Annotated in this window: 29 protein-coding genes; 11 read left to right on the forward strand and 18 right to left on the reverse strand. The window is 71.0% G+C overall.

The window, feature by feature from the left end; translation table 11 throughout:
* Positions 1–25: 25 nt before the first annotated feature.
* A complete protein-coding gene (locus tag KV097_RS04160) occupies positions 26–661 on the forward strand; it encodes a LysE family translocator (RefSeq protein ID WP_220341655.1) in 636 nt (211 codons plus the stop codon).
* The gene (locus KV097_RS04165) at positions 658–1,284 is read left to right on the forward strand and encodes a GrpB family protein (RefSeq protein ID WP_220365160.1); all 627 of its coding nucleotides are present in this window, start codon (positions 658–660) and stop codon (positions 1,282–1,284) included. Before KV097_RS04160 ends, KV097_RS04165 begins: the two co-directional genes overlap by 4 nt.
* On the opposite strand, the gene KV097_RS04170 is transcribed toward KV097_RS04165, so the two are convergent.
* From KV097_RS04170 to KV097_RS04185, 4 genes are read right to left on the reverse strand one after another with little or no spacing between them, the layout of a single operon-like run.
* Entirely contained in the window at positions 1,281–1,817 is a 537-nt protein-coding gene (locus KV097_RS04170) for a nitroreductase family protein (protein ID WP_220365161.1), read from the reverse strand. The two genes, KV097_RS04165 and KV097_RS04170, sit on opposite strands and share 4 nt — an antisense overlap.
* A gap of 41 nt (positions 1,818–1,858) precedes the next feature.
* Entirely contained in the window at positions 1,859–3,286 is a 1,428-nt protein-coding gene (locus KV097_RS04175; protein WP_220365162.1) for a VWA domain-containing protein, read from the reverse strand.
* Positions 3,283–4,161: a MoxR family ATPase gene (locus KV097_RS04180; protein ID WP_220341652.1), complete on the reverse strand. Its 879-nt coding sequence runs from the start codon at positions 4,159–4,161 to the stop codon at positions 3,283–3,285. Before KV097_RS04180 ends, KV097_RS04175 begins: the two co-directional genes overlap by 4 nt.
* A 25-nt stretch (positions 4,162–4,186) precedes the next feature.
* Positions 4,187–5,461: a DUF445 domain-containing protein gene (locus tag KV097_RS04185; protein WP_301021734.1), complete on the reverse strand. Its 1,275-nt coding sequence runs from the start codon at positions 5,459–5,461 to the stop codon at positions 4,187–4,189.
* 98 nt (positions 5,462–5,559) lie between these two features.
* Here KV097_RS04185 and KV097_RS04190 point away from each other — a divergent pair, with 98 nt between their 5' ends.
* The 3 genes from KV097_RS04190 to hrpA are packed head-to-tail and all read left to right on the forward strand — an operon-like array spanning position 5,560 to position 11,158.
* Complete coding sequence (locus tag KV097_RS04190) at positions 5,560–6,456, forward strand: neutral zinc metallopeptidase (protein WP_220341651.1); 897 nt, start codon at positions 5,560–5,562, stop codon at positions 6,454–6,456.
* A 12-nt stretch (positions 6,457–6,468) separates the two neighbouring features.
* Entirely contained in the window at positions 6,469–7,263 is a 795-nt protein-coding gene (locus KV097_RS04195; RefSeq protein WP_308289335.1) for a type II CAAX endopeptidase family protein, read from the forward strand.
* Positions 7,264–7,273: 10 nt separating this feature from the next.
* A complete protein-coding gene (gene hrpA, locus KV097_RS04200; RefSeq protein WP_220365163.1) occupies positions 7,274–11,158 on the forward strand; it encodes an ATP-dependent RNA helicase HrpA in 3,885 nt (1,294 codons plus the stop codon).
* Between the two features lie 6 nt (positions 11,159–11,164).
* Here hrpA and KV097_RS04205 read toward each other — a convergent pair whose 3' ends face one another.
* The 5 genes from KV097_RS04205 to KV097_RS04225 all read right to left on the reverse strand — a co-directional run bounded on the left by KV097_RS04205 (position 11,165) and on the right by KV097_RS04225 (position 15,523).
* The gene (locus KV097_RS04205) at positions 11,165–11,644 is read right to left on the reverse strand and encodes a hypothetical protein (RefSeq protein ID WP_220345070.1); all 480 of its coding nucleotides are present in this window, start codon (positions 11,642–11,644) and stop codon (positions 11,165–11,167) included.
* A 125-nt stretch (positions 11,645–11,769) separates the two neighbouring features.
* A complete protein-coding gene (locus KV097_RS04210) occupies positions 11,770–12,138 on the reverse strand; it encodes an FKBP-type peptidyl-prolyl cis-trans isomerase (RefSeq protein ID WP_220341648.1) in 369 nt (122 codons plus the stop codon).
* A gap of 206 nt (positions 12,139–12,344) precedes the next feature.
* A complete protein-coding gene (locus tag KV097_RS04215; protein WP_220341647.1) occupies positions 12,345–12,824 on the reverse strand; it encodes a MarR family winged helix-turn-helix transcriptional regulator in 480 nt (159 codons plus the stop codon).
* A 137-nt stretch (positions 12,825–12,961) separates the two neighbouring features.
* Positions 12,962–14,170 carry an acyl-CoA dehydrogenase family protein gene (locus tag KV097_RS04220; RefSeq protein WP_220341646.1) on the reverse strand — a complete coding sequence of 403 codons (1,209 nt, stop codon included), beginning with the start codon at positions 14,168–14,170 and terminating at the stop codon, positions 12,962–12,964.
* Positions 14,171–14,197: 27 nt separating this feature from the next.
* Complete coding sequence (locus tag KV097_RS04225; RefSeq protein WP_308289336.1) at positions 14,198–15,523, reverse strand: acyl-CoA dehydrogenase family protein; 1,326 nt, start codon at positions 15,521–15,523, stop codon at positions 14,198–14,200.
* Between the two features lie 146 nt (positions 15,524–15,669).
* Between KV097_RS04225 and def the strand changes: the two genes are divergently transcribed.
* Positions 15,670–16,263 (forward strand): peptide deformylase, encoded by a 594-nt coding sequence (gene def, locus KV097_RS04230; RefSeq protein WP_220341644.1) that lies wholly within the window; start codon positions 15,670–15,672, stop codon positions 16,261–16,263.
* Position 16,264: 1 nt separating this feature from the next.
* On the opposite strand, the gene KV097_RS04235 is transcribed toward def, so the two are convergent.
* A complete protein-coding gene (locus KV097_RS04235; RefSeq protein WP_220341643.1) occupies positions 16,265–17,083 on the reverse strand; it encodes an RNA methyltransferase in 819 nt (272 codons plus the stop codon).
* Positions 17,076–17,558, reverse strand: coding sequence for a bifunctional precorrin-2 dehydrogenase/sirohydrochlorin ferrochelatase (locus tag KV097_RS04240; protein WP_220365165.1), 483 nt, complete (start codon positions 17,556–17,558; stop codon positions 17,076–17,078). Before KV097_RS04240 ends, KV097_RS04235 begins: the two co-directional genes overlap by 8 nt.
* A 67-nt stretch (positions 17,559–17,625) precedes the next feature.
* Here KV097_RS04240 and KV097_RS04245 point away from each other — a divergent pair, with 67 nt between their 5' ends.
* Positions 17,626–18,150, forward strand: coding sequence for a YbhB/YbcL family Raf kinase inhibitor-like protein (locus KV097_RS04245; RefSeq protein WP_220341641.1), 525 nt, complete (start codon positions 17,626–17,628; stop codon positions 18,148–18,150).
* Here the strand turns inward: KV097_RS04245 and KV097_RS04250 are convergent.
* The 4 genes from KV097_RS04250 to KV097_RS04265 form a co-directional block, all read right to left on the reverse strand.
* Positions 18,104–18,769, reverse strand: a complete 666-nt coding sequence (locus tag KV097_RS04250) for a hypothetical protein (protein ID WP_220365166.1) — start codon at positions 18,767–18,769, stop codon at positions 18,104–18,106. The genes KV097_RS04245 and KV097_RS04250 overlap by 47 nt on opposite strands.
* A gap of 82 nt (positions 18,770–18,851) precedes the next feature.
* Entirely contained in the window at positions 18,852–20,063 is a 1,212-nt protein-coding gene (locus tag KV097_RS04255; protein WP_220365167.1) for an SPFH domain-containing protein, read from the reverse strand.
* Positions 20,064–20,143: 80 nt separating this feature from the next.
* Positions 20,144–20,602, reverse strand: coding sequence for an NfeD family protein (locus tag KV097_RS04260; protein WP_220341638.1), 459 nt, complete (start codon positions 20,600–20,602; stop codon positions 20,144–20,146).
* A 65-nt stretch (positions 20,603–20,667) separates the two neighbouring features.
* Complete coding sequence (locus tag KV097_RS04265) at positions 20,668–21,456, reverse strand: ABC transporter ATP-binding protein (RefSeq protein WP_220341637.1); 789 nt, start codon at positions 21,454–21,456, stop codon at positions 20,668–20,670.
* Positions 21,457–21,557: 101 nt separating this feature from the next.
* Between KV097_RS04265 and KV097_RS04270 the strand changes: the two genes are divergently transcribed.
* Together KV097_RS04270 and serB are read left to right on the forward strand one after the other, a co-directional pair.
* On the forward strand, positions 21,558–22,313 hold the full coding sequence (locus KV097_RS04270) for a hypothetical protein (RefSeq protein WP_220345065.1): 756 nt from the start codon (positions 21,558–21,560) through the stop codon (positions 22,311–22,313).
* 29 nt (positions 22,314–22,342) lie between these two features.
* On the forward strand, positions 22,343–23,590 hold the full coding sequence (gene serB, locus KV097_RS04275; RefSeq protein ID WP_220365168.1) for a phosphoserine phosphatase SerB: 1,248 nt from the start codon (positions 22,343–22,345) through the stop codon (positions 23,588–23,590).
* Here serB and KV097_RS04280 read toward each other — a convergent pair.
* Positions 23,566–24,075 carry a histidine phosphatase family protein gene (locus KV097_RS04280; RefSeq protein WP_220365169.1) on the reverse strand — a complete coding sequence of 170 codons (510 nt, stop codon included), beginning with the start codon at positions 24,073–24,075 and terminating at the stop codon, positions 23,566–23,568. The two genes, serB and KV097_RS04280, sit on opposite strands and share 25 nt — an antisense overlap.
* A gap of 3 nt (positions 24,076–24,078) precedes the next feature.
* Entirely contained in the window at positions 24,079–24,294 is a 216-nt protein-coding gene (locus KV097_RS04285; protein ID WP_220341633.1) for a dodecin, read from the reverse strand.
* A gap of 42 nt (positions 24,295–24,336) precedes the next feature.
* On the opposite strand from KV097_RS04285, the gene KV097_RS04290 reads away from it, so the two are divergent.
* Together KV097_RS04290 and KV097_RS04295 are read left to right on the forward strand one after the other, a co-directional pair.
* Positions 24,337–24,681, forward strand: coding sequence for a DUF3099 domain-containing protein (locus KV097_RS04290; RefSeq protein ID WP_220341632.1), 345 nt, complete (start codon positions 24,337–24,339; stop codon positions 24,679–24,681).
* A complete protein-coding gene (locus KV097_RS04295) occupies positions 24,668–24,889 on the forward strand; it encodes an acetone carboxylase (protein WP_220341631.1) in 222 nt (73 codons plus the stop codon). Before KV097_RS04290 ends, KV097_RS04295 begins: the two co-directional genes overlap by 14 nt.
* Here the strand turns inward: KV097_RS04295 and moaA are convergent.
* Positions 24,886–25,920 carry a GTP 3',8-cyclase MoaA gene (moaA, locus tag KV097_RS04300; RefSeq protein WP_220365170.1) on the reverse strand — a complete coding sequence of 345 codons (1,035 nt, stop codon included), beginning with the start codon at positions 25,918–25,920 and terminating at the stop codon, positions 24,886–24,888. The two genes, KV097_RS04295 and moaA, sit on opposite strands and share 4 nt — an antisense overlap.
* Positions 25,921–25,960: the final 40 nt, after the last annotated feature.

The following is a 25,960-nucleotide window of genomic DNA, read 5'->3' on the forward strand; positions in this document are numbered from 1 at the left end:
CGCCCATTAGCGTTACGGTAAGGAGATGTTAGATCCCGCCGTGCTGCCCGCGTTCGTCGTCGCGGTGCTCGTCGTGACTATCGCGCCGGGCCCCGACAACACCTACATCGCCGCCGTGGCCCTCCGCCACGGACCCCGCGCCGGCGTGGTGTCCGCTCTCGGGATGGCCTGCGGCATGGTCGTCCACGTCGTGGCGGCCGCACTGGGCCTCGCCGCGCTCCTTCGCCTCAACCCCGAGATCATCACCGTCATCCAGCTCGTCGGCGCCGCCTACCTCATCTGGCTCGCGGTCGACACCGTTCGAGGACTGCGCAGCACGTCCGAGGCAGAGGTCGTCCCCCAGACGGGGACCGTGCTCGTCCGGGCGACCGTCACCAACCTCACCAACCCGAAGGTCATCCTCTTCTTCGCGGCGTTCCTCCCCGGCTTCGTGGTCGCCGGGCACGGCTCCACCGTGGCGCAGATGCTCGCCCTGGGGACGGTGTTCCTGGTCGTGGGCCTGATCTGCGACACCGTCATCGGCCTCACCGCCGGGCGTCTCGGTCGCGCGCTCGACTCTCGCGGGCGGGCCGGCACCGCGCTCGGCGTGCTGGCCGCGTGCGTGTACGCCGTGCTCGCCCTGATCCTCCTCGTCGAGGCGTTCCGTACGCTCGCGTCGTGACCGTTCACCCGCTCTGGCGCCCGCACGAGCAACCCACTCAGCACGAGACAGACCAGGCCTTCGTCTCCGGGAGCGAGCCCCGCACGCCTGATCCGATCGAGGTCGTGCCCTACGACCCCGAGTGGCCTACGACGTACGAGCGTGTTGCCGCGTCCGTCCGCGAGGCGCTCCAGGACCGGGTGCTCGACCTCCAGCACATCGGCTCCACCTCGGTCCCCGGTCTCCCCGCGAAGCCGGTCATCGACGTCGACCTGGTCGTCGCCGACCCGGCGGCCGAGGACACCTACGTGCCGGCCCTCGAACGCCGCGGCTACGTGCTGCGGGTGCGAGAGCCGTGGTGGCAGGGGCACCGCATGCTCCGTCACGAACGCCCGGCGGTGAACCTGCACGTCTTCGGGCCCGACGCCGTCGAGCCGCGACGCCACCGGTTGTTCCGTGACTGGTTGCGCAGGGCCGGCGACGACCGGGCGGCGTACGCAGCGCTCAAGACCGACCTGTCGGGCCGCTCGCTGCAGCGGATGTCGGAGTACAACGCGGCGAAGTCGGCGCTGGTCTACGAGATCTACGAGCACGCGTTCCTCGCCGACGTCGACCATCCCCACGATCCGCAGCCGATCGACTAGGCCGTCCCCTCACTGCGCAGCTCGCCGATGGTCCGGCGCGTCCGCTCCGTGGAGGGGTCCGGCTCGCCGAGACCGATCGCCGTCATCGTGAGCACGCGCCACCCCGGTGCCACCTCGAGCGAGGCTTCGAGCGCCTCCAGGCCGAAGGCCCGGAACTGGCGGCACGCCAAGCCCATCGCGTGCGCCTGGATCGTCATGTGCGCGACCGCCTGACCCAGGTCGTACTCGGCGAACTCGGAGTACTGCAGGCCGCTGTCGCCCACCTCGTGACGGGCGAGGTTGACGACGAGCGCACTGGCGTCCGGCGCCCAGCGTCGCGAGCTCGCGGCCAGGTGCTCGACGAGCAGGTCGTGCCCGGCCTCGTAGCGGCGGCGGAGGTGGAACGCCCAGGGCTGGGAGTTGCCGGCCGACGGCGCCCACCGCGCCGCTTCGAGCAGCGCCTCCACGTCGAGGTCGGAGAGCGTGTGGGTCCGGTCGAACGCCATCGGGCTGAACCGTTCACGCAGCGCAGGGAGGATCTCCGGCGGTCGCACCTCTGTCTCCTCTCTGCCGCGTGGCACCTCGGGTCGTAGGGCTAGACCGGCAGCAGCCGGCCGACGAGCCGCGAGAGCTGATCGACGGTGCGGCACTCGTGCATGTCGACGATCTGCGCGTACGCCGGCGCGACCGAGTCGCCCAGCCCCCACCGGCTCTCGTGCTCGGGATTGAGCCAGAACGTGCGGCGAGCACGAGCCACCACGTCACGCAGCGCGTCTAGGTCCGGATCCAGGTTGTTGGTGCGGGCGTCCCCCAGGATCAGCACGCTCGTACGGGGACCGACGACGTTGCCGTACCGGCTGACGAACGAACGCAGCGCCCGCCCGTAGTCGCTCGAGGGGTGCCAGGGCGCGACGTTCGCGCTCGACGAGATGCGCTCAGCCAAAGCCGCCGGGTCCGACTCCCCGGAGGTGACGAGCTCGGTGACCTCGTCGGTGTGGTTGACGAACGCGAACACGCGCACCTTGCTGAACTGGTCGCGCAACGCCTGCACCAGAAGCATCGTGAACCCAGCGAACCCCGCCACCGACCCCGACACGTCGCAGAGCAGCACCAGCTCGGGCCGGGCCTTGCGCCGGTGCTCGAAGACCGGTTGCAGCGGCACCCCGCCGTACGACATCGACCGCCGCAACGTCCGCCGGATGTCGACCTGACCGCGGTTGCGGCGCCGTCGTCGCGCCGACAGACGCGTGGCCAGGCGCCGCGCGAGCGGCTGGACGGCGCGGCGCAGCTCCAGCACCTGCGCCCGGTTGGCGGCGAGGAACTCGACCTGGCTGGCGTCGGGCCGGACGGCATAGCGCGCGACCCGCTCGCGTCCTCGGACCTCGGCCGTACGACGGCTGGCCTCGGACTGGACGAGCTCACGGAAACGCTCGACGTCGCGGCGCACCTCGTCACGGTCGAGCCGCTCGGCGAAGCCCTCGGTGCTCCCCCGTCGTGCCAGCGCCCTCACGATCGCGGTCTGCGGGCGCAGCTGCTCGAGGGTCTGGCGCGCCGACCAGCCGGATCCTGCCATGCCGGGACCGTCCGCACCCTGGACCGCCCCGAGCGCGTCGACCGCGGCCGCGGCGACCTCGTTCAGCGCCCCGCCACTCCCCCGCGCCAGGGCGTCGACGAGATCCTCACGAAGCTCCGCAACCGTCGGCGGCTCGGACGAGCGGTCATCGCCGGCACCGGTCGCGCGGGTCTGCGTCTCCTCACGCACCGACTCGCGCCCACCGACGCCGACCGGGAAGTAGACGTCGAAGACGGCGTCGAACACCCGACGCTGCCCCGACCGCCGCAGCAACGCCGCGGCGAGCCCTTCGCGCAGGAGGGCACGGTCGGCGAGCGACAGCACCTCCATCACCCGGGCGGCGTCGACGGTCTCGCTGGTGCCCACGACCATGCCGTGGCCGCGCAGCGACTCCACCATCGCGACGAGCCGCCCAGGGAGTGAGCCGGTCTCTCCCGACCCGACGCTCATCTGCGCCCGTCCGCCTCGTCGAGCTGCAGGTGCGCCCTTGCACGGGCGACGTCGTCGGTGTGCTTCAGCAGGACGCCCAGCGTCTCGTCCACGACCGCCTCGTCGAGCGAGTCCGCGCCGAGTGCGAGGAGCGTCCGGGCCCAGTCGATGGTCTCCGACACCGACGGCGCCTTGCGCAGGTCGATCCGCCGGAGGGCGTTGACGACCCTCACCAGTGACACCGCGAGCGCCTCGTCGACGGCGGGGACGCGCGTCCGGACGATCCGCTCCTCGAGCTCCGGCTCGGGGAAGTCGATGTGCAGGAAGAGGCACCGCCGCCGGAGCGCCTCACTGAGCTCCCGCGTCGCGTTGGAGGTGAGCACCGTGAACGGCGCGTGACGGGCGGTGAGAGTCCCCAGCTCAGGCACCGTGATCGCGTAGTCGCTGAGCACCTCCAGGAGGAGGCCCTCGATCTCGAGGTCGGCCTTGTCGACCTCGTCGATCAGCAGAGTGCTCGGCTCGTCGGAACGGATGGCCTGGAGCAGGGGTCGAGCGAGCAGGAACTCGTCGGTGAAGATGTCGTCGCGGGTCGCGTCCCAGGTCTCGCCGCGACCGGCGGTGATGCGCAGCAGCTGCTTGGCGTGGTTCCACTCGTAGAGGGCCCGGGCCTCGTCGACGCCCTCGTAGCACTGCAGCCGCACCAGCCCGGCTCCCGTCGCCCCGGCCACGGCGCGGGCCAGCTCGGTCTTGCCGACGCCCGCGGGCCCCTCGACGAGCAGCGGCTTGTCGAGCCGGTCGGCGAGGAAGACGGTGGTCGCGACGGACGTGGACGCGAGATAGCCGAGGGCAGCGAGCCGCTCGGTCACGTCGTCGACGGAGGAGAAGCGTTCGCTCACCCGCTCACCCTACGTGGGTCGCCGGTCAGAGCAGCTGTGAGACCGCGTGGATGGTGACGCCCGCCAGAGCGCCGACCACGGTGCCGTTGATCCGGATGAACTGCAGGTCGCGGCCGACGTGCAGCTCGATCTTGCGGGACGCTTCCTTGCCGTCCCAGCGGTTCACCGTCTCCGAGATCACCGTGGCGATCTCGCTGCCGTAGTTGGTGACGACGAACGCAGCGGTGTCGCTCATCATGCGGTCCAGGCGAGCCTGGAGCTCGGGCTCGGCGGCGACGCGCTCGCCCGTCTCGCACAGGAGCGCGACCATGCGGGTGCGCAGCATGCCCGCGGACTCGTCGAGCGAGTCGAGGAGGGCGTGCCGCAGCCCGCTCCACAGCGCCACCGCCACGTCGACGACCTGCGGTTGGGACAGGATCCGCTCCTTGAGAGCCTCGGCCCGGGCCTGGGTGTCCGGATCCTGCTCCAGGTCGCCGGCGAGCGAGACAAGGAAGGCGTCGAGCGACTGCCGGACGCTGTGGTCGGGGTCGGTACGGACGTCGTCGACCCACGACAGAGCCTCGCGATACATCCGGGTGGAGATCCTTCCGTCCACCCAGTGCGGGGTCCACCAGGGGGCCCGCTCGGCGACCATGCCCTCGACGGTCTCCTGGTTGTCGACGAGCCAGCGGTGCATCTCCTCCGCCGCGATGTCGACCAGCCCGTGATGGGCGCCGTCGCGGACGATCTCGCCGAGGGCCTGGCCGACGGCGGGGCTGAGCTGCTCAGCCTTGAGGCGGGGCACGATGACCTCGCGGACGATGGCCGCCACGTCGTCGTCGCTGATGCGCGACAGCCCGTCACGCAGGACCCGCGACCCGATGTCGACGATGCGCCGAGCGTGGACCGGATCGGCGAGCCAGCTGCCGACGCGCAGGCTGATCCGTGCTGCCTCGACGCGCTCGCGGACCACCGGCTCGTTGAGGAAGTTGTCAGAGACGAACTCCTGGAGGCTCTCGCCGAGCGCGTCCTTGCGGCGCGGGATCAGTGCCGTGTGCGGGATCGGGAGGCCCATGGGGTGCTTGAAGATCGCCGTCACCGCGAACCAGTCCGCGATCGCGCCCACCATCGCCGCCTCGGCGCCGGCGTTGACGTAGCCCAGCGCGCCCGACTCGCCGTGCGTCAGCGCATAGATCACCGCCGCCACGACCAGCAGCCCGGTGGCGAGCGTGCGCATGCGACGCAACCCGCGTCGACGCACCTCGTCCGAACCCCCGAGAGATGACGGCACGGTGAAGCCGACGGTGCTCAACTCGCTCACGGCTGCACTGTAGCCGGGGCGGTCCCGCCCGGTCCGATGGCGGGGAAGCCCTCCCCCGGCGACCGGATCGTACGGCCGCCCGGCCCTACACTCCGACCATGACGTTCAACGAAGGCGCCAGTCTCGACACGAGCCAGGTGCGCAGCGGCGGTTCCAACCGGGGTGGCGCGCTCATCGGCGGTGGTGCGGGTTCGATCATCCTGTTCCTCATCGCGACCTTCCTCGGGGTCAACCCGTTCGACCAGGGCGGTTCGGCGGGCGCCTTCGACACGTCTCAGGTCCAGCAGTCCGGCACGCAGGCCGACTTCTCCGAGTGCAAGACCGGGGCCGATGCGAACCGCGACGACACGTGCCGCGTGATCGGCACCGTGAACAGCGTCCAGGACTACTGGCGTGACGCGCTCCCGGCCGACGCGAACCGCCAGTACCGCGACGCGTACACCGTCCTCTACTCCGGTCAGACCCAGTCGGGCTGCGGCGCGGCGAGCAGTGACGTCGGGCCGTTCTACTGCCCGTCCGACGAGCAGGTCTACATCGACACGTCGTTCTTCGACGACCTCACGACGCGGTTCGGCGCCGACGACGGTGCGCTGGCCCAGATGTACGTCGTGGCCCACGAGTACGGTCACCACGTCCAGAACCTGCTCGGCGTCCTCAAGTACTCCCAGGAGGACCCGCAGGGCGCGAAGTCGGGCGCGGTCCGGGTCGAGCTGATGGCCGACTGCCTCGCCGGCGTCTGGGCCAACCATGCAGCGACGACCCAGGACGAGCAGGGCACCACCCTCATCAAGCCGCTCACGAAGGCCGACATCGCGTCTGCGCTGTCGGCCGCCGCAGCGGTGGGTGACGATCGCATCCAGAAGTCGGCCACCGGCCGCGTCGACCCGGAGAGCTGGACCCACGGCTCGGCCGAGCAGCGTCAGCGCTGGTTCATGACCGGATACGAGAAGGGCGACGTCAACTCCTGCGACACGCTGTCCGCGCGCAGGCTGTGACGCCGTGATGCCGTGACGCTCACGTTCCCCGGACCCCTGGTCCCGGCTCCCGACCCCGTTGCGGCGCCGCAGAAGCGGCTGCTGAGCACCGAGGTCTGGATCGTCCTGCTGCTGTCGCTGCTGCAGTCGGCGGTCTACGCCACGGTCTCCCTGGTGGCGAAGCTGACGCGTGGACCGCTGGCCGACCAGTCGGCGACACTCAACTCGTCTCGGAGCGACCGGCCCTGGCTCGACCTGACCTACCAGCTCCTCGGCATCGGCTTCGCCTTGGTGCCGGTCGCACTGGTCCTCTATCTCCTCGTGCGCTCGAGCGACGCTCCCCGTCGCGTCCTCGGCATCGGACGAGGCACAGCCGCAGGTGACGCCGGCTGGGGCGTCGGGCTCGCCGCGCTCATCGGGGTCCCCGGGCTCGGCCTCTACTTCGTGGGCCGGGAGCTCGGGATCACCGCGACCATCGTGCCCAGCGGTCTCGACGAGCACTGGTGGCGCGTGCCGGTGCTGATCCTCTCCGCCCTCATGAACTCGGTGCTGGAGGAGGTCATCGTCGTCGGATACCTCATGTGGCGGCTGACCCAGCTGGGGTGGAACCGGTGGTCGGTGCTCGCGGCCAGCGCTACCCTCCGAGCCTCGTACCACCTCTATCAGGGGATCGGGCCGGCGATCGGCAACGCGGTGATGGGTATCGTGTTCGGGTACTGGTACCAGCGGACAGGGCGCATCGTGCCGCTGGTGATCGCCCACGCGGTGATCGACATCGTCGCGTTCGTCGGGTACGCCCTGCTCAAGGACGCACTCGACCTTCCCTAGGGGTTCTCGGATGACCGTCGGCGAGCTGCGCACGCGGCTGCGCGAGGTGACGCTGCGCGACGAGCGACGGCTCCGGCGACGGCTCGACCGCGCAGCGTCCCAGCGCGACGCCGCTCGACGCACCGAGCAGCTCGCCGACGTCGAGAAGGACGTGGCCGCGGCGGAGGCACGGGCGGCCGCTCGCCGGGCGTCGGTCCCCGACCTCGACTTCCCGCCCGAGCTGCCGGTCACCGAGCGTCGTGACGACATCGCGGCCGCCATCGCCGACCACCAGGTCGTCGTCGTCGCCGGCGCCACCGGCTCCGGCAAGACGACCCAGCTGCCCAAGATCCTGCTCGGCCTCGGTCGCGGTGTCCGCGGGACCATCGCACACACCCAGCCCCGCCGCATCGCCGCCCGCAGCGTCGCCGCCCGGATCGCGGAGGAGACCCGGACGACGCTCGGCGAGACCGTCGGGTACGCCGTCCGGTTCGACGACCGCTCCGGTCCCAGCACGCTCGTCCGGGTGATGACCGACGGTGTCCTCCTGGCCGAGATCCACGACGACCCGATGCTGCTCCGCTACGACACGATCGTGGTCGACGAGGCGCACGAGCGGTCCTTGACCATCGACTTCCTGCTCGGCTACCTCCGTCGACTCCTCCCCCGTCGTCCCGACCTCAAGGTCGTCATCACCTCCGCGACCATCGACCCCGAGCGCTTCGCGGCCCACTTCGCGGCGCCCGACGGCAGCCCCGCACCGATCATCGAGGTGAGCGGACGGACGTACCCGGTCGAGGTCCGCTACCGTCCGCCCTCGGAGCGCGCCGACGCCGGATCAGGCGACGTCCTCGCCGCGATCGGCGACGCCGTCGACGAGCTGGCCCGGGAGTCCGACGGCGACGTCCTCGTCTTCCTCTCCGGGGAGCGCGAGATCCGCGACACCGCCGACATGCTCCGCGAGCGCAAGCTCCGCCGCACCGAGATCCTCCCGTTGTACGGCCGGCTGTCCGCGGCCGAGCAGCACAAGGTCTTCGAGCCCCACACCGGGCGCCGGATCGTACTCGCCACCAACGTGGCCGAGACGTCGCTGACGGTCCCCGGCATCCGCTACGTCGTCGACCCCGGGACTGCCCGCATCTCCCGCTACAGCCAGCGTCTCAAGGTGCAGCGGCTGCCGATCGAGCCGATCTCCCAGGCCAGCGCGAGCCAGCGGGCCGGCCGTTCCGGGCGCACGTCGGACGGCATCTGCATCCGGCTCTACTCGGAGGAGGACTTCGCGTCGCGTCCGGAGTTCACCGACCCGGAGATCCTGCGGACCAACCTCGCGTCGGTGCTGCTGCAGATGGCCTCGCTCGACCTGGGGCCGGTCGAGGACTTCCCGTTCCTCGACCCGCCCGACCGCCGCGCGGTGCGCGACGGCGTCGGCCTCCTCGAGGAGCTCGGGGCGCTGAGCGACGGCGCACGGGGCATGCGGAGCTCGCTCACCACCGTCGGGCGACAGGTCGCCACGTTCCCGCTCGATCCCCGGCTGGCCCGGATGCTGGTCGCCGCCTCGTCGTACGGGGTGCTGCGCGAGATGCTCGTCATCGTCTCGGCCCTGTCCATCCAGGACCCGCGCGAACGCCCGCTCGAGGCGCAGCAGCAGGCCGACACCAAGCATGCGCGGTTCGCCGACCCGACCTCGGACTTCCTCGCCTATCTGAACCTGTGGAACTACCTCCGCGAGCAGCGCCGCGAGCTGTCCGGCAATGCCTTCCGCCGGACGGTGCGCGAGGAGTACCTGCACTACGTCCGCATCCGCGAGTGGCAGGACGTGCACGCGATGCTGCGCGACCAGTGCCGTGGTCTCGGACTCGACCTGGGCCAGTCCGACGGACCTCCTGCCGACCCCGACCGCATCCACGCGGCGGCGCTCGCCGGGCTGCTGTCGCACATCGGCCTGCGCGAGGGCGAGACCCGTGACTACCTCGGCGCCCGCAACGGCAGGTTCGCGATCTTCCCCGGATCAGGGCTCGCCAAGAAGCCGCCCCAGTGGGTCGTCGCTGCCGAGCTCGTCGAGACGTCGCGGCTGTGGGCCCGCACCGTCGCCAAGGTCGAGCCCGCGTGGATCGAGCGGGAGGGCGCCCACCTTCTCAAGCGCACCTACTCCGAGCCGCACTGGTCGCGGCGCCGAGGGGCGGTCATGGCGCACGAGCGGGTCACCCTGTACGGCGTGCCGGTCGTCGCCGACCGGCTGGTCTCGTACGGGCCGATCGACCGGGAGGTGGCGCGCGAGCTCTTCATCCGGCACGCGCTGGTGCAGGGCGAGTGGAGCACGCACCACGCCTTCTGGACCCACAACGCCGAGGTCATCGCCGAGATCGAGGGTCTGGAGGACCGGGTCCGCCGACGCGACATCCGCGTCGACGACGAGACCCTGTTCGCGTTCTACGACAACCGGGTCGGGGCCGACGTCGTCTCGGTGCGCCACTTCGACACGTGGTGGAAGAAGGCGCGACGACGCACGCCCGACCTCCTCGACCTCACTCCCGACGACCTCGTGCGCGACGACGCCGGTGACGTGGCGCTCGAGGCGTACCCCACGACCTGGGAGTCCGCGGGCATCGACCTGCCGCTCTCGTACGCCTTCGAGCCCGAGAGCGACGTCGACGGTGTCACGGTCGACGTCCCGCTCGAGCGGCTCGCCGATCTCGACGAGACGGCCTTCCTGTGGGGTGTCCCCGGCTACCGCCAGGAGCTCGTGACGGCACTGCTGCGCGGGCTCCCCAAGGACGTACGACGGCGGCTCGTGCCCGCACCGGATGTGGCCCGCCGGCTGCTGGCGCTCCCCCTGGACACGACGCTCCCTGTGGCGGAGGCGATGTCGGCAGGCATCCGGACCCTCAACGGCGATGTCGTCGCGCCCGGCACGTTCGATCTCGCCTCGCTCCCCCGGCACCTGAGAGTCACGTTCCGGGTGCGGGACGGCGAGGCGGAGATCGCCCGCGGCAAGGATCTGGACGCGCTGCGAGCCGAGTTGCGCCCCCGCCTCGGCCGTACGATCTCCGCGGCCTCGAGCAACCTCGAGCGCACCGGCATCATGGCGTGGGACCTCGGCACGATCCCGACCGAGGTGACGTCGGTGAGCCGCGGGCACGAGGTCACGGCCTACCCGGCGCTCGTCGACCGCGGCACCCACGTCGACCTCCGGGTCTTCGCCTCCGCCCGGCACGCCGAGATCGCGACGCGGCAGGGCGTACGCCGTCTGCTGGCGTTGAACGTCCCGTCGCCGGCCGCGCAGGTGTCGAAGGACCTCGGGACCCGCACGCTGCTGGTGTTGGCCGGTTCGCCGTACCGCAGCACGTCCCTGCTGATGGCCGACTGCGTCCTGGCAGGGATCGACGCGGTCACCGGCCGTGCTGTCGTCCGCGACGCCGAGACGTTCGGGCTGCTGCGTGAGCAGGTGCGTTCCGAGCTGTACGCCCAGACCTCGGCCGTGGCGCGTGAGGTGGAGCGGGTGATCTCCGACCTGGGATCCCTGCGGTCCGAGCTCGACGAGGCCCGCCGGACCAAGCCGGAGATCGTGCGCGACGTCGAGGTGCAGCTGTCGTGGCTGGTCTTCGACGGGTTCGTGTCCGAGACCGGGCTCGAGCAGCTGCGTCACGTGCCTCGCTATCTCCGTGCCGCCGCGTTCCGCCTCCAGCACGCGACGGACCGCGGCGAGGAGGAGAACCGCCACATCGTCCAGGACCTCGAGGCACGGTTCTATGAGGCGGTCGAAGCGCTTCCTGACATCGAGCGGCAGTCCGACGCGGTGGCGGCGGCTCGCTGGGCACTCGAAGAGCTGCGGGTCAGCCTCTTCGCGCAGCGTCTGCGTACCGCGGCCTCGGTCTCACCGAAGCGGGTCACGAAGCTCATCTCCGCCCTGAGGTGACGCACCTCAGCCGATCGCGACCGACTCCTCCGAGTACGGCGAGGCGACCGGTGCCAGGGTGCCCAACGGCTCGGTGAGGGGAACGGAGGTGGTGGCGGCCTTCACGGTGCCCGGCTCGCAGTCGTCCTGGCGCCCGATCACGATCGTCACCTGGAGCTGAGTCTTGGTGCGACGCTGCGCGAATCCGGCCAGCTTCTCACACGTCGCGTCGCTCGCCTCGTACGTGACGTCGACGGCCCGGGCGTCGGGCCGGCCAGTGACGGAGGTGACCTTCGCGGTGCGGTAGGACTCCCACGAGGTGTCGATCATCGTCAGGCCGCGCAGCTCTCCGAGACTCCCGAGGGTCGGGGCCGCGGGGGTGGCGGGCCCTGGCGCCGGCACGGGCTCCTCGGTCTCCGAGCACCCCGCGAGGGCGATCACCGACACCGTCGCAGCGGACAGTGCGAGGGCGGCACGACGCCGCGAACGTCCCGAGAAGGTGTTCATCGCTCCTACCGTACCGGGGCCTTCAGTTCGACCCGCGCCGGCTCGGCCACGCTGCGACCAGCGTCACGCACCGGGTGAGGCCCGGTCGGGCGCCGCGACGGCGCCCGACCAGGGAAGACGTCTGCTCAGCCGACGCCGAGCAGGTCGATCACGAAGATCAGCGGCTCGCCGGACAGCGGGTGACCGCCGCCTGCGGCGCCGTACGCCTTGTGCGGCGGGATGGTGAGCTGACGGCGCCCACCGACCTTCATCCCGGGGATGCCCTCCTGCCATCCCTGGATCAGACCCTGCAGCGGGAACCGGATCGACTCGCCGCGGTTCCACGACGCGTCGAACTCCGCGCCGTCACGGAACTTCACGCCGACGTAGTGCACGGTCACGTAGTCGCCGGGCTTGGCCTCGGCGCCGGTGCCCTCCACGATGTCGAGGATGTCGAGGTCCTCCGGCTCGTCGCCCTCGGGGAACTCGATGACTGGCTTCTCGAGATTGCTCATTCCCCTACCCTCCCAGATCCTCGGCACTCTGGCGCCCGGCGGTGCGGCCCCACCCCGCGACGCCCCACCCGCGACGCCCTACCCGCGACGCCCCACCCGCGATTCGGTGAGGAGATCGGGCTCGTACGGCACGAACGTCCCGATCTCCTCACCGAATCGCCGTCGGGGCCGGGGCGAGGAGGGCGGGGCGAGCGTACGGCGGGCGGCTACTCCGTGGGAGCTTCGAGCCCGGTGTTGAGGCGGCCCAACAACGACGCGAGGGTGTCGAGGTCGTCCTCGGTCCAGTCGGCGATCGCCCGGGCGAGTCGCGCCCGTCGAGTCGCACGCACCTCCGCCAGCCGCTCTCGCGCCACCTCGGTGAGGGAGATGAGCCTGGCCCGACCGTCCGTCGGGTCCGGCACGCGCTCCACGAGTCCGAGCTGCTCCAGCTGGGCAATCCCCCGGCTGACCGTCGACTTGTGCACGCTCACCGCATCGGCGAGGTCGGAACCGCGGACTCCGTGCCCACCACCTGGCCGCGCATCGACGATGGCCACGAGCAGCATGTAGGACGCGAAGTCCAGGTCAGGGTGGATCCGGTTGATGGTGCCCAGCCCGCGCAGGCGAGAGCGGCGTAGCAGACGGGTGACCTCGTACTCGACGTCGTGCTCGACGCCGGCAAACGCCTGATCGGGGATCGTCGTCATAGCGCAAGCTCCGGTTCGGTGCAGGGAGGCGACCACGTCCGCCGGGCAGGTTGCCCGCACGGTCAGGGCCCAGCGTATCCGCCCGGACCGGTCACGCGGACCCAGATGACCGCGTGACCGGTCCGGGCACGATCACCTCAGCGCAGCTCCGTCGACGTCAGGCCCAGCACGCGACGCGCGATGATGAGCTGCTGGATCTGCTGCGTGCCCTCGAAGATGTCGAGGATCTTGGAGTCGCGCGCCCACTTCTCGAGGAGCTCGTCCTCCGAGTAGCCCAACGTGCCCACCAGCTCCACACAGCGCAGCGTGACCTGGTTGCAGACGCGCCCGGCCTTCGCCTTGGCCATCGACGCCTCGAGGGAGTTGGGCAGGCGGTTGTCGGCCATCCACGCCGCGGTGAGCATGAGGAGGTGCGCAGCCTCCCAGTCGGCCTCCATCTGGAGGTACGCCGCCGCGGCGGCCGACTGGGCGAGCACCGGCCGGTCGTAGTCGATGTCGACCCCCGCGTCCTCGAGGATCTCGCGGGTGCGTTCGAGCGCCGCACGCGCGCACCCCACGGCCATCGCCGCCACCAGCGGCCGGGTGTTGTCGAAGGTCTGCATGACCCCGGCGAACCCCTTGTCGGTGTGCACCTCGGGGTCGCCGAGCAGGTTCTCGGCGGGCACACGGCAGTTGTCGAGCATGATGGTGGCGGTGTCCGACGCCTTGATGCCGAGCTTGTGCTCCAGCCGCTCGACCCGGATGCCCGGCAACGACTTCGGCACCACGAACGACTTGATCGCCGCCCGCCCCAGCGCCTTGTCGAGCGTCGCCCACACGACCACCGCGTCGCTGCGCTCGCCGGAGGTGACGTAGATCTTCTCCCCGTTGAGGACGTAGACGTCCCCGTCCTTGGTCGCGGTCGTCGTGATCGCGGCCGAGTCCGAGCCGCAGCCGGGCTCGGTGATCGCCATCGACGCCCACATGCCCTTGAAGCGCTCGAGCTGCTCGTCGGTGGCGACCGAGGCGATCGCGGAGTTGCCGAGCCCTTGGCGCGGCAGCGACAGGGTGAGCCCGACGTCACCCCAGCAGGTCTCGGCGACCGACAGGACGGAGGCCATGTTGGAGCCGTTGCGGACCGCCGTGCCGGTCTCCGCGGCGCGGCGCACCCCGGCGGCCCCGGCGCCCTGGCCCTCGCCGGAGTCGCCCATGCCGTCGACGACGGCGGCGAGCATGTCGAGCTCCTTGGGATACTCGTGCTCGGCAAGGTCGTACTTGCGGGAGTTGGCCCGCATGAACTCGGCAGCGACCCGATGGGCCTGCGCGACGAACCCGCGGAACTTGTTGGGCGTCTCGAGATTGATCATCTGCTCTTGTCTCCTCCTGGCAGCCCCTCAGACGAGGAGGCCGCCCTCCATGACGCCGACCGCACGCAGGTCGCGGTACCACCGCTCGACCGGGTGCTCCTTGGTGAAGCCGTGACCGCCGAGGAGCTGCACCCCGTCGGTGCCGATCTTCATGCCGTACTCCGTGCACAGACGGCGCGACAGCGCCGCCTCGCGGGCGAACGACCGGCCGAGGTCGGCGCGGGAGGCCGCACGCAACGTCGCCAGGCGTGCGCCTTCGAGCTCGGTCGCCATGTCCGCCACCATGAACGCCACGCTCTGACGGTGGGCGACGGGCTCGCCGAACGCCTTGCGCTCCTTGACGTACGGGATCACGTAGTCGAGCACGGCGCGCATGGCGCCGACGGCCAGGCTGCTCCACGCGATCCGGGCAAGGCGGACGCTGTCGGCGTACGAGGTGATGCTCTCGGGCAGCAGGGCCTCGGCCGGCACGGTCACGCCGTCGAGGACGAGTCGCGACAGTGCGGCCGCTCGCAGGCCCATCGACGGGTCGGTCTCGATGGTGATGCCCGGCGTGCTCGACTCGAGCACGAACAGCGCCGGCCGCCCGTCGTCGGTCGTCGCGGCCACCACGAAGAGCTCGGCAGACGCTCCCCGGATCACCCCCGACTTCACCCCGTCCAGCACGAAGCCGCCGCCAGGGACCGAGCGTGCGGTCGTCCGCGGTCCGAACGGGTCGAACAGCGCCCGCGGCTCGGCCACGGCGAGCGCGGCAGCCGGGACGTCGGAGCCGGTGAACGCCGGCAGGTACGTCGCCTGCTGGGTGCTGTCGCCCCACAACCCGATCGCCGTCGCCACCGACCCCGGCGCGAGGAGACTGGCAGCGATCCCCATGTCGCCACGGCCGAGCGCCTCGGCCACCAGAGCGCCCGTCGTGGCAGAGCGCTCCGCGGCGAGTCCTCCGAGGTCCTCCGGGAGACCGGTCAGCGTGAGCCCGAGCTCGTACGCCTGGGTGAAGAGGTCGGCGGGCGTGTCGAGGGCCGTCTCGGCCTTCTCGACCGCGGGGATGACGACCTCCCTGGCGAACTCGGCGACGACGTCGACCATCATCTGCTGGTCCTCGGTCGGCGTGAGATCGAAGACGCCGGTGGTGGGCGCCGCCGTGGGGCGCACCGGTGCGCCGCGTCCGGGCACTCGTCGGAAGCCCCGGCTCACGGCGCCTGCCGTGCGGAAGCCGACGCGCGCCCCGTGGTAGGCCACCTGCTCGGAGGGGTGGCGGAGGTTGAGTCGGTCGAGCACCGGCATCGAGGCGATCCGGTTGAGGACGGCGAGACCCTTGCTCATGGGGTCTCGGCGCGTCGAGTGCGCTGTCACAGCGTCTCCTCGTGGTCGGAAAGGCAGAACCTGTGACGCCCACTGTAACTGTGAGTTGCAACCTCGCGCATCCATCCTGAAGAACAAGGTCGGATACCCTGCCCTGGTCAGCCCGTCGGCCGAAGTTCCGTGCGAAGGAGCCCCTGTTGCCCGTCTCCCTGCCCTCCGGAGGAACGGTACGTCCGATCACCCGTTGGGGTGAGCCCGTGATGCACCGCAAGCTCGCACCGGTGACCTCGTACGACGCCGACCTCGAGCAGCTGGTCGCCGACATGTTCGCGACGATGTACGCGGCCGAGGGTGCAGGGCTCGCGGCGAACCAGATCGGCGTGGACCTCCAGGTGTTCGTCTTCGACTGCACCGACGGTGACAACAAGCGGGTGGCCGGCGTCGTCTGCAACCCGGTCCTGACCCTCCCCGAGCCCGGCGACCGCAACCTCGACGACAGCGAGGAGGGCTGCCTCTCCCTTCCCGGTGCCTACTCGTACTGCGCCCGGCCCGACTGGTCGCGCGTCGAGGGCACCGACCACACCGGCGCGCCGGTCACCTACGTCGGCGAGGGCGGCACGCTCGCGCGCTGCCTCCAGCACGAGACCGATCACCTGATGGGCACGGTCTTCGGCGACCGTGTCCCGGCGCGGGCCCGCAAGAAGCTCTTCAAGCAGGCCGAGGCGATCGCGGAGGACTACCCCGCCGACTGGCCCGCCGTCGCGCGCGTCACCTCGGCGCACGACCTCTGACCTAGCCGACCGCAGGTCCGGCCAACGCCCAGCAGGCGACCGCCGTCGCGGCTGCGACGTTGAGCGAGTCGATGTCGGCGGCCATCGGGATCGTCACGCGTACGTCGGCGCTGCGGCTCCAGTGCGGTGACAGGCCGTCGCCCTCGGCGCCGACGAGGAGCGCGATCTTCTCCCCCGGGTCGGCCGGCGCCACGTCGCGCAGGTCTCGAGCGTCCTCGGCGAGCGTCATCGCGAGACTGGTCCAGCCGAGCGACCGAAGCAGCTCCGGGAACCCGTACCAGTCGTCGACCCGGGCGTACGGCAGCCAGAACACCGACCCCATCGACACCTTGACGGCTCGACGGTAGAGCGGGTCGGCGCACCGTGGGGACAGGATCACCGCGTCGAAGCCGAGGGCTGCGACGCTGCGGAACACCGCGCCGACGTTGGTGTGGTCCATGAGGTCCTCGGCGACGACCACACGGCGGGCGTTCGCCAGGACCTCCTCGACCGGGGGCACCGGCTTCCGGTCCAGGCTCGCGAGCGCACCCCGGTGGACGTGGAAGCCGGTCACCCGCTCGATCTCCGCCTCCGGCATGACGAAGACCGGCGCGTCGGTGGTGTCGAGCACGTCGGAGAGCGTCTCCAGCCACCGCGGCGCCATCAGAAACGAGCGTGCTTGGTGGCCGGACTCCACCGCTCGCCGGACCACCTTCTCCCCCTCGGCGATGAAGACTCCGCGCTCGGACTCGAGCAGCTTGCGCAGCTGCACGTCGCGGAGGTCGACGTAGTCCCTCAGCCGAGCGTCTGCCGGGTCGTCGACGGCGACGACCTCAGCCATCGGCGCCGTCTCGCAGGGAGTCGAGCAGCCGGTCGCGCGTCCGCGCCGACCGAGCCGGGTCACGGTTGGAGAGGACCGCGACCGTCGTCTGGTGCACGTGCCCGACCGCGGGAGTCCACGCGGTGCCGAGGGGGGCGTCGTCCGCGCGCACGCAGAAGATCCGCGCCTCGGTCGCCTCGTCGACGACGGCGGCGTTCACCGCCGGCCGGTCCGTCGAGGCCATCGCGTACCACGCGCCGGCCAGATCCCCCGTCTCGTACTCCCGCTCCACGAGGGCGATCTCGCCCCGTGACGCCGCCTCGCGGACGACCGGGTCGACCTTGGGCGACACGACCGTCACGGCGGCCCCCGCGTCGAGGAACGCGGGCAGACGGCGCGCGGCGACGTGGCCACCCCCGACCACGACCACCCGCCGACCGGCGAGGATCAGCCCTGAGGGGTATGGCGGGTGCGGCAGTCCGGGTCCGTGGCTCACAGCTCGATGCTAACCAGGTCCCTTCGCGATACCGTCCGGTGGAGATCCCCTACTCGAAGGAGTGCCGATGATCCTCGACCGACCGGTGGCGCCGAACCCGTACGACTACCTTCCGCCCGTCCCGTCCTTCACCGTCACGAGCACCGAGATCTCCGACGGAGACGCACTCGACGAGGCGCAGGTCTACGACGCGGGCAACCGTTCGCCGCAGCTGTCGTGGGAGGGATTCCCGGACACCACCAAGGGCTTCGTGGTCACCTGCTTCGATCCCGACGCACCGACGCCGTCAGGGTTCTGGCACTGGGTGCTCGTCGACGTCCCGGGCGACGTACGGTCGCTGGAGACCGGAGCCGGCTCCGGCGGGATCCTCCCCGCCGGAGCGTTCCACGTCCGCAACGACTTCGGGACGTCCGACTACGCGGGAGCGGCGCCCCCGCAGGGCGACATGCCGCACCGCTACTACTTCGTCGTCCACGCGATCGGCGAGGAGCGCCTCGGCGTGGACGAGAACGCCACGCCGGCCGTCGTCTCGTTCAACCTCGCGTTCAAGACACTGGCGCGGGCGACACTTCTCGGGACGTTCCAGCACTGATCAGCTGCTCGCAGTCGTCGATGGCGTCGGAGAGCAGCCGTCGGAGGACAGTGTCGGAGTCGGTGCTGACCGACCGTACGACGCCGTCGACGCTGTTGAGCACGATCCGCGGCGCGGCACGCCTCGAGAAATGCTTCGGGTGCGTGGTGAGCCCGCGACGGAACCCGCGCGCCCACTGCTCGGCTGCCGGCGCCTGCGCGAACGCCTCGGCCGTCAGCCCGTCGAGCTCCTCGGGAAGCACCATGTCGATGTCCTCGAGATAGCGCTCCACCGCGAGCAGGCCCACTGCGAGCGCCCGCTGATGCGCCCGTGGTGACAGCGGCAGCGCGATCGCCGCGGCCCGGACGCAGATCGCCGCGTGGATCCTCGGATCTGGACTGTTCAGCCCGACCACCTTGGGCACCAGCTCGACCATCGACGTACGAGTGTCGTCGGTGACGTTGTCGTTGACGAGCCGGGCGAGCCCGGCCAGGAGCGGGTGGGTGCAGGCCGGTTGGTCGCTCCACTTCTCACCGGCCAGGTACGACGCGAACTCCATGAAGCACGCCCCTTTTCGGGGGTTCCGGTGCTTCCCCGGTGACAGGACCGGGACGAGCTCGGGGACGCTGCTGGACCTCATGGCGGCCTCCTGGGGAGGAGCTGAACGGGACTTTGTCCCAGTGTGCGCCTGATCACCCGGTGGCGCTACTGCTGAGCCGCGCTCACTGTCGTCCCGTGGACCCGTCTTCCCAGATCTTGGTGGTGTCGTCCTCCCAGCCGGCAGCGCTCTCACCCTGCACGGCGTCCGGAGTCGGCGCGTCCTGGGCCGGCGCCTCGGGAGCCGTCACGTCCTGGGCCGGCGCCTCGGGTCCGTCGGAGAGCACCCGTGGCGGGACATCCGGAGCGGAGGCTTCCTTGGCGGCCTCGAGCGCCTCGCTGACGGCGCGGTGGGCCTCCGAGAGGTTGGGCCGAGCACTGGCGTCGGTGACCGGCTCGTCGTAGGACACGCGGGTCTTGGGTCCGTCGACGGCCGTCGGGATCTGACCGACTGCTGCTCCGAGCCCCTTGAGGGCGTCACCGACCTCGCTGGGGATGATCCACAGCTTGTTGGCGTCGCCCTGAGCGATCGCGGGCAGCATCTGGAGGTACTGGTAGGCGAGCAGCGACTGGTCGGGCTGGCCGTCGTGGATCGCCTGGAAGACGGTGGCGATCGCCTGGGCCTCGCCCTGCGCGGTCAAGATCTGCGACTCCCGCTTGGCCTGGGCGCTGAGGATCTGACCCTCGCGGTCGCCCTCGGCGCGCAGGATCTGCGACTGCTTCTCGCCCTCGGCCGTGAGGATCGCGGCCTGCCGGCTGCCCTCGGCCTGGAGGATCGCGGCGCGCTTGTCGCGGTCGGCCCGCATCTGCTTCTCCATCGAGTCCTTGATGGACGGCGGCGGATCGACTCCCTTGAGCTCGACACGGTTGACCCGGATGCCCCACTTGCCGGTCGCTTCGTCGAGGACGCCACGGAGCTTGGTGTTGATCTCGTCGCGGCTGGTGAGGGTCTGCTCGAGCGTCATGCCGCCGATGATGTTGCGCAGCGTGGTCATGGTCAGCTGCTCGATCGCCTGGATGTAGTTGGCGATCTCGTACGTCGCGGCGATGGGGTTGGTGACCTGGAAGTAGATGACCGTGTCGATCGAGACGACCAGGTTGTCCTCGGTGATCACCGGCTGCGGCGGGAACGACACGACCTGCTCGCGAAGGTCGATCTTGAACGACACCTTGTCGACGAACGGCGTGATGACGTTGAGCCCCGCATTGAGCGTCGTCTTGTACTTGCCGAACCGCTCCACGATCCCTGCCCGGGCCTGCGGCACGATCTGGATGGACTTCGCGAGCGCCACGACGACGGCGATCACGAGCAGTGCCAGGACGATCAGGGCTGCCATGCTGTTTCGTTCCTTGCTCTTCGAGGACCCGTGACCCGGAGACTAGCGCAGACCCGAACACAACCGAAGCCGGCTCCTGGCTACGCCTCGGGGTAGACGACGGCGGTCGCGCCGTCGATCTCGAAGACGGCGACGCGTGCGCCCTCCTCGATGACGACCGCAGGGTCGTAGGACCGCGCAGACCACGTCTCTCCCCCGATCTTGACCTGCCCGGTGGCGGCGTCGACAGGCGTCAGCGCGACCGCGCTGGTGCCGATGAGGGCCTTGGTGCCGGTGGCGAGCTCCGGCCCGCGGTGGAGGTGCCTGACGATCGAAGGCCGCGCCAGCAGCAGCATCGCGAGCGAGACGGCCGTGGCCACCAGGGCGGAGACCGCGAACGGCGCCCCGACGGCAGCGGCGAAAGCACCGGAGAACGCGCCCACCGCGAGCATCAGCAGCACGAGGTCGAGGCTCAGCAGCTCGGCCGTCGCCAGCAGAAGACCGGCGCCCAGCCAGCCGGCCCATCCGTTGTCGGCCAGCCAGTTCCAGAACGCGTCCATAACAGGACTCTATCGGGCGCGCGGGTGATTCCGGCGGTTCCCGCGACCTGAGGGCAAGACGACGGTCAGCGAGGCGCGCGACGAGCGGCGTACCGACCGTCGCGGACCTCGAGGATCAGCGGCATCTGGAAGGTGATCGTCAAGTTCTGCGCGGTCAGCGTCTCCTCGATCGGCCCCTTCGCGGTGACCTTGCCGTCGCGCAGCATGAGGACGTGCGTGAAGCCCGGCGGGATCTCCTCGACGTGGTGCGACACGAGGACGAGCACCGGCGCCTCGGGGTCGCGCGCGAGCTTGCCGAGGTTGGAGACCAGATCCTCGCGTCCGCCGAGGTCGAGACCGGCAGCAGGCTCGTCGAGCAGGAGCAGCTCGGGATCGGTCATCAGCGCGCGGGCGATCAGGACACGCTTGCGCTCGCCCTCGCTCAGCGTGCCGAAGGTGCGTCCCGCCAGTCCGTCCACACCCATCAGCCGCAGCAGCAGCATGGCCTGGGCCTCGTCGAACTCCTCGTACTCCTCCCGCCAACGACCGGTCATGCCGTACGAAGCGGTCAGCACGGCGTCGAGGACACGCTCACCACGGGGGATGCGTTCGGCGACCGCCGCGCTCGTGTAGCCGATGCGGTGACGCAGCTCGAAGACGTCGACCGCGCCGAGGACCTCCTCCAGCACCGTCGCCACGCCGGACGACGGATGGATCTGCGTCGAGGCGATCTGAAGCATGGTCGTCTTGCCGGCGCCGTTGGGTCCGATGACCACCCAGCGTTCGCCCTCACGGACGGTCCAGCTGACGTCGTCGAGCAACGTGGCGGTGCCGCGTCGTACGGAGACGTCGGCGAGCTCGAGCACGGGCGCCATGCACTACTCCTGGCCGTTCTGGGGTGGGCGTCCCAAACCTACGGCACCCGTCGTCGCAGTGCCTGACGCGGGTTACCACCTGACGTCCTAGGCTCGTCGTCGTGCCTCCTCTGACCCGCTCCGCGCGCTGGGTGTGCTGGTTCAACTCCTGGCTCGCCGGCGCCGCGCCGCTCGAGACCGCGGTCGACTCCGTGCGCGCCGAGGACGCCGCCCACCACGTGCTCGCGGACACCGACGGACCCGTCTCCCCCGGGGGCGACGCCACCCCGGTGGCGGAGACCTTGCTGCTCGCGTGGGGCGCCTTGCGCCGTGCCGGGGCCACGGGCGCCAGCCTCGCGCTCCCCGCGCCGGGAGACCCGTACGGACTGGCCGGGCCGGCGGCGTTCACCGCAGCCGCCACCGATGCCGGCGAGGCCGTGGTCGTGGAGGGCGCCGGTGTCGGCCTCGTGCCGGAGGTCGTCGGGAGCGGCGTCTTCTGGCACTTGTACGAGGCCCGTCCCGTCTCCCCCACTGCGGGGGTCGCCGAGGCCTCGCGCGAGCTGCGGACCGAGCTCGCGACGGCCGCCGACGAGCTGCTGTCACTCGACGTCGCCCGATGGCGCCCCGAGGTGCGTGAGGCCCTCTCCGACATCAGGGACGTGGCCGCGCCCTCCCTGGCGCCGGGGTACGACCCGCGAGCAGCGCAGCTGACCGCGACCGCCCTGCGGTGCCTGGCGATCGCCGAGCTCGCCGAGGACACCGACTCCGCGGCGGTCACCGCCTGGGAGTCCGACACCCGCGCGGTCCACCTGCGGGCGCTCGCGCGGGCCGCGCGGCACGCGCTGGTGGTGGCGTGCAGCGCGGGTCGACCCCGCTGACCGCACGCACGATGGCCTAATCTCGTGCCGTGAACGCGCCTGTCCCCACGCCGACCGCGCCGCTCGACGCTCCCACGGTCTCCGTGACGCTGCTGGGCCGTGACCACGCCGGCGTCACCGCTCGTCTCTTCGAGGTCGTCGCGCCGTACGACGTCGAGGTCATCGACGTGGAGCAGATCGTGCTGCGGGGCCGGCTCGTGCTCGCGGTGCTGCTCACCGAGCCCGCGGACCGCGAGGCGTTCGAGCGGTCGGTGGCCGACGTCGCGTCCGAGCTCGACATGGACCACGACGTGTCGTACGGGCAGGGTGACAACCGCGGGCGCCGCCGGGGCCGTAGCCACGTCACCGTCCTCGGCGCCCCTCTGCTTCCCAGCCAGTTCTCCGCGGTGACGGCTCAGATCGCCGCCGCGGGCGGCAACATCGACCGGATCGTCCGGATGGCGCGCTACCCGGTGACCGCGATCGACCTCGACGTCTCCGGCGCCGCACCCGAGGCCCTGCGCCGTGCCCTCGCCCTGGAGGCGGCGCGTCAGGGGGTCGACGTGGCGGTGCAGCCGCTCGGCATCCACCAGCACGCCCAAAGGCTCGTCGTCATGGACGTCGACTCCACCCTCATCCAGGGCGAGGTGATCGAGATGATCGCCGCCTATGCGGGGTGCGAGAAGGAGGTCGCCGAGGTGACGGCGGCGGCGATGCGCGGCGAGCTCGACTTCGCCGACTCCCTGCGCGAGCGGGTTGCCCTCCTCGAAGGCGTGGACGTCTCCGTGCTCGGAGCCGTCTACGAGTCGATCCAGCTGGCGCCCGGCGCCCGGACGATGATCCGGACGCTCAAGCGGCTCGGCTACCGCTTCGCCCTGGTCTCCGGCGGCTTCACGCAGATCATCGACACCCTCGCCGCCGACCTGGGGATCGACTACTGGGCTGCCAACACCCTCGAGGTCCGCGACGGCCGACTGACGGGCCGCGTCGCCGGCCCGGTGATCGACCGGGCCGGCAAGGCTGCGGCGTTGCGGCGGTTCGCCGAGCAGGCGGGCATCACGGTCGCGAACACCGTCGCGATCGGCGACGGCGCCAACGATCTCGACATGCTCGCCGAGGCCGGGCTCGGCATCGCGTTCAACGCCAAGCCCGCCGTGCGGGACGCGGCCGATGCGTCGCTGTCGGTTCCCTACCTCGATGCGATCGTCTTCCTCCTCGGCATCACCCGCGAGGAGATCGAGGCCGCCGACGCCGAGGTCGCCGCGACCGACCCTCAGCCCGGAGACGGCGCCAGGTAGTCCTCGAGCCGCATGGTCCGCGGGTCGATGTCGGCCCACTCGCCGTCGTACGTCATCACTGCCGCGGCCGAGGTCGGGAAGCCCCGATCCCCGTAGGCCGTCCACGCAGCGTTGCGGGTCCCGTCGTGCAGCATCCACACGAGATCGCCCATCGCCGGGTTGTGCCCGACGACGATCACCGTGACCGGCGCGTCGTCGAGGATCCGGACCTCCTGGAGGACCCCGTGCGCGCTCGCATCGTAGAGCGCACCCGGGTACGTCACGTGGTCCTCACCCAGGCCGAGGGAGCGGTTGAGCTCCTCGAACGTCTCCCGCGTCCGCACCGCCGGCGAGACCAGAGCCCTCGTCGTCCCGGTGACGAAGTCGGCGAGCTGCTCACCGCGTCGGCGCGCGTCGGCGCGCCCGCGCGTTGTCAGCGCCCGAGCGGCGTCTGACGGCGCGGATCCCTCGGCCTTCGCGTGCCGGACCACGACGAGCTGCTTCACCGCCTACTCGTCGTCCTCGAGGCGGAACCCGATCTTGAGAGTCACCTGGTAGTGCTCGACCTGGTCTCCCTCGATATGGCCGCGGATCCCTTCGACCTCGAACCAGTCCAGGTGGCGCAAGGTTCGGGAAGCGCGCGAGATGCCGTTGGTGATGGCCTCGGTCACGCTCTCGGACGAGGTGCCGACGATCTCGGTGATGCGGTAGGTGCGGTTCGTCATGCTGCCCATCATGCCGCTGATCGGCTGGCGTACCGTGGGGGGATGGAGGATCGTCACGACGACCCGGTCGCCATCACGACCGCCCAGGTCGGACGCAGCGAGGAGCTTCGCCACCGGCAGAACCGCTATCTGGTGTCGATGCTGATCCGTACGGTCTGCTTCATCATGGCCGTCGTGGTCACCGGCTGGGCTCGGTGGGTCTTCATCGCCGGAGCCCTGATCCTGCCCTACGTCGCCGTCGTCTTCGCCAACACCGCGCGCCGCAGACCGACCGACCAGGCCGACGTCGTCCGCCCGGAGCCGATCGGCGAGCTCGGGACCGGCCCCGTGACGAAGCCCGCCGCCGACGACTCCTCCCCCGAGACAGGACGCGATGACCGAGACTGACCCCGCCGCCGACGCGCCCCTCATCTGCTCGGCGAAGGGTTGCGAGAGTCCCGCGCAGCATGCACTGCTGTGGAACAACCCCAAGATCCACACGTCCGACCGGCGCAAGACCTGGCTGGCGTGCGACGAGCACGAGGCGTCCCTGCGTCAGTTCTTGTCCGCCCGTGGGTTCTGGAAAGAGACCCAGCCGCTCTCGGACGGCCTCTAGCCGCCGATCGCCGACATCGGGCGGCTGGGCTGCAGGAAGTCGACGTCGTCGATCCCGTGGCCGGGCAGCTTGGTCCACAGCGCGCCACGCCAACGGTCGGCGATCTCCGTGTCCGACGCCCCTCCCCGCAACGCCGCTCGAAGGTCTGACTCCTCGCGGGCGAACAGGCAGTTGCGGACCTGACCGTCGGCGGTCAGGCGTACGCGGTCGCAGTCTCCGCAGAACGGTCGCGTGACCGACGCGATGATGCCGACCGTGGCCGGTCCGCCGTCGACGAGGAACTCCTCGGCGGGAGCGGAGCCGCGCTCGCGGTCGGCCGGCGACAGCTCGAAGTGCGGCGCGAGGCGCTCGAAGATCTCGTCGGCGGTGACCATCGAGCCGCGGTCCCACCCGTGCTGGGCGTCGAGCGGCATCTGCTCTATGAAGCGCAGCCGGTATCCGCGCTCGAGGCACCACGCGAGCAGCTCCGGCGCCTGGCCGTCGTTGATGTCGCGCAGCAGCACGGCGTTGACCTTGACCGGAGCCATCCCGGCCGCCTGGGCTGCCGCCAGCCCAGCAAGGACGTCCGCGTGCCGCTTGCGCCGGGTGATCCGCTCGAACGTCTCCGGCCGGATCGTGTCGAGGCTGATGTTGACGCGGTCGAGCCCGGCGGCCGCCAGCGCCTGCGCCGTGTGCTTGAGCCCGAGACCGTTCGACGTCAGCGAGACCGTCGGCGACGGGGAGAGCGCCTTGGTCGCCGAGACGATGTCTACCAACCCGCGGCGGAGCAGCGGCTCACCTCCCGTGAACCTGACGTCGGTGATGCCGAGCTGCTCCACGCCGATCGTGACCAGGCGGACGACCTCGTCGTCAGTCAGCGTCTCCGCCGTCGGCATCCAGTCGAGGCCCTCGGCCGGCATGCAGTACTGGCACCGCAGGTTGCAGCGATCGGTCAGCGACACCCGGAGGTCGGTCGCGACGCGTCCATGTCGGTCGGCGAGCCCTCCTCGGGTCTCGTCCGGGGCGTGCTGCACGACGGAGTCGGCGGTCATGCCGTCAGTCTAGGCAGGACAACGGCCCTCCCGCCCGGGG

The organism is Mumia sp. zg.B17 (genome assembly GCF_019550915.1).
Lineage (GTDB): Bacteria > Actinomycetota > Actinomycetes > Propionibacteriales > Nocardioidaceae > Mumia.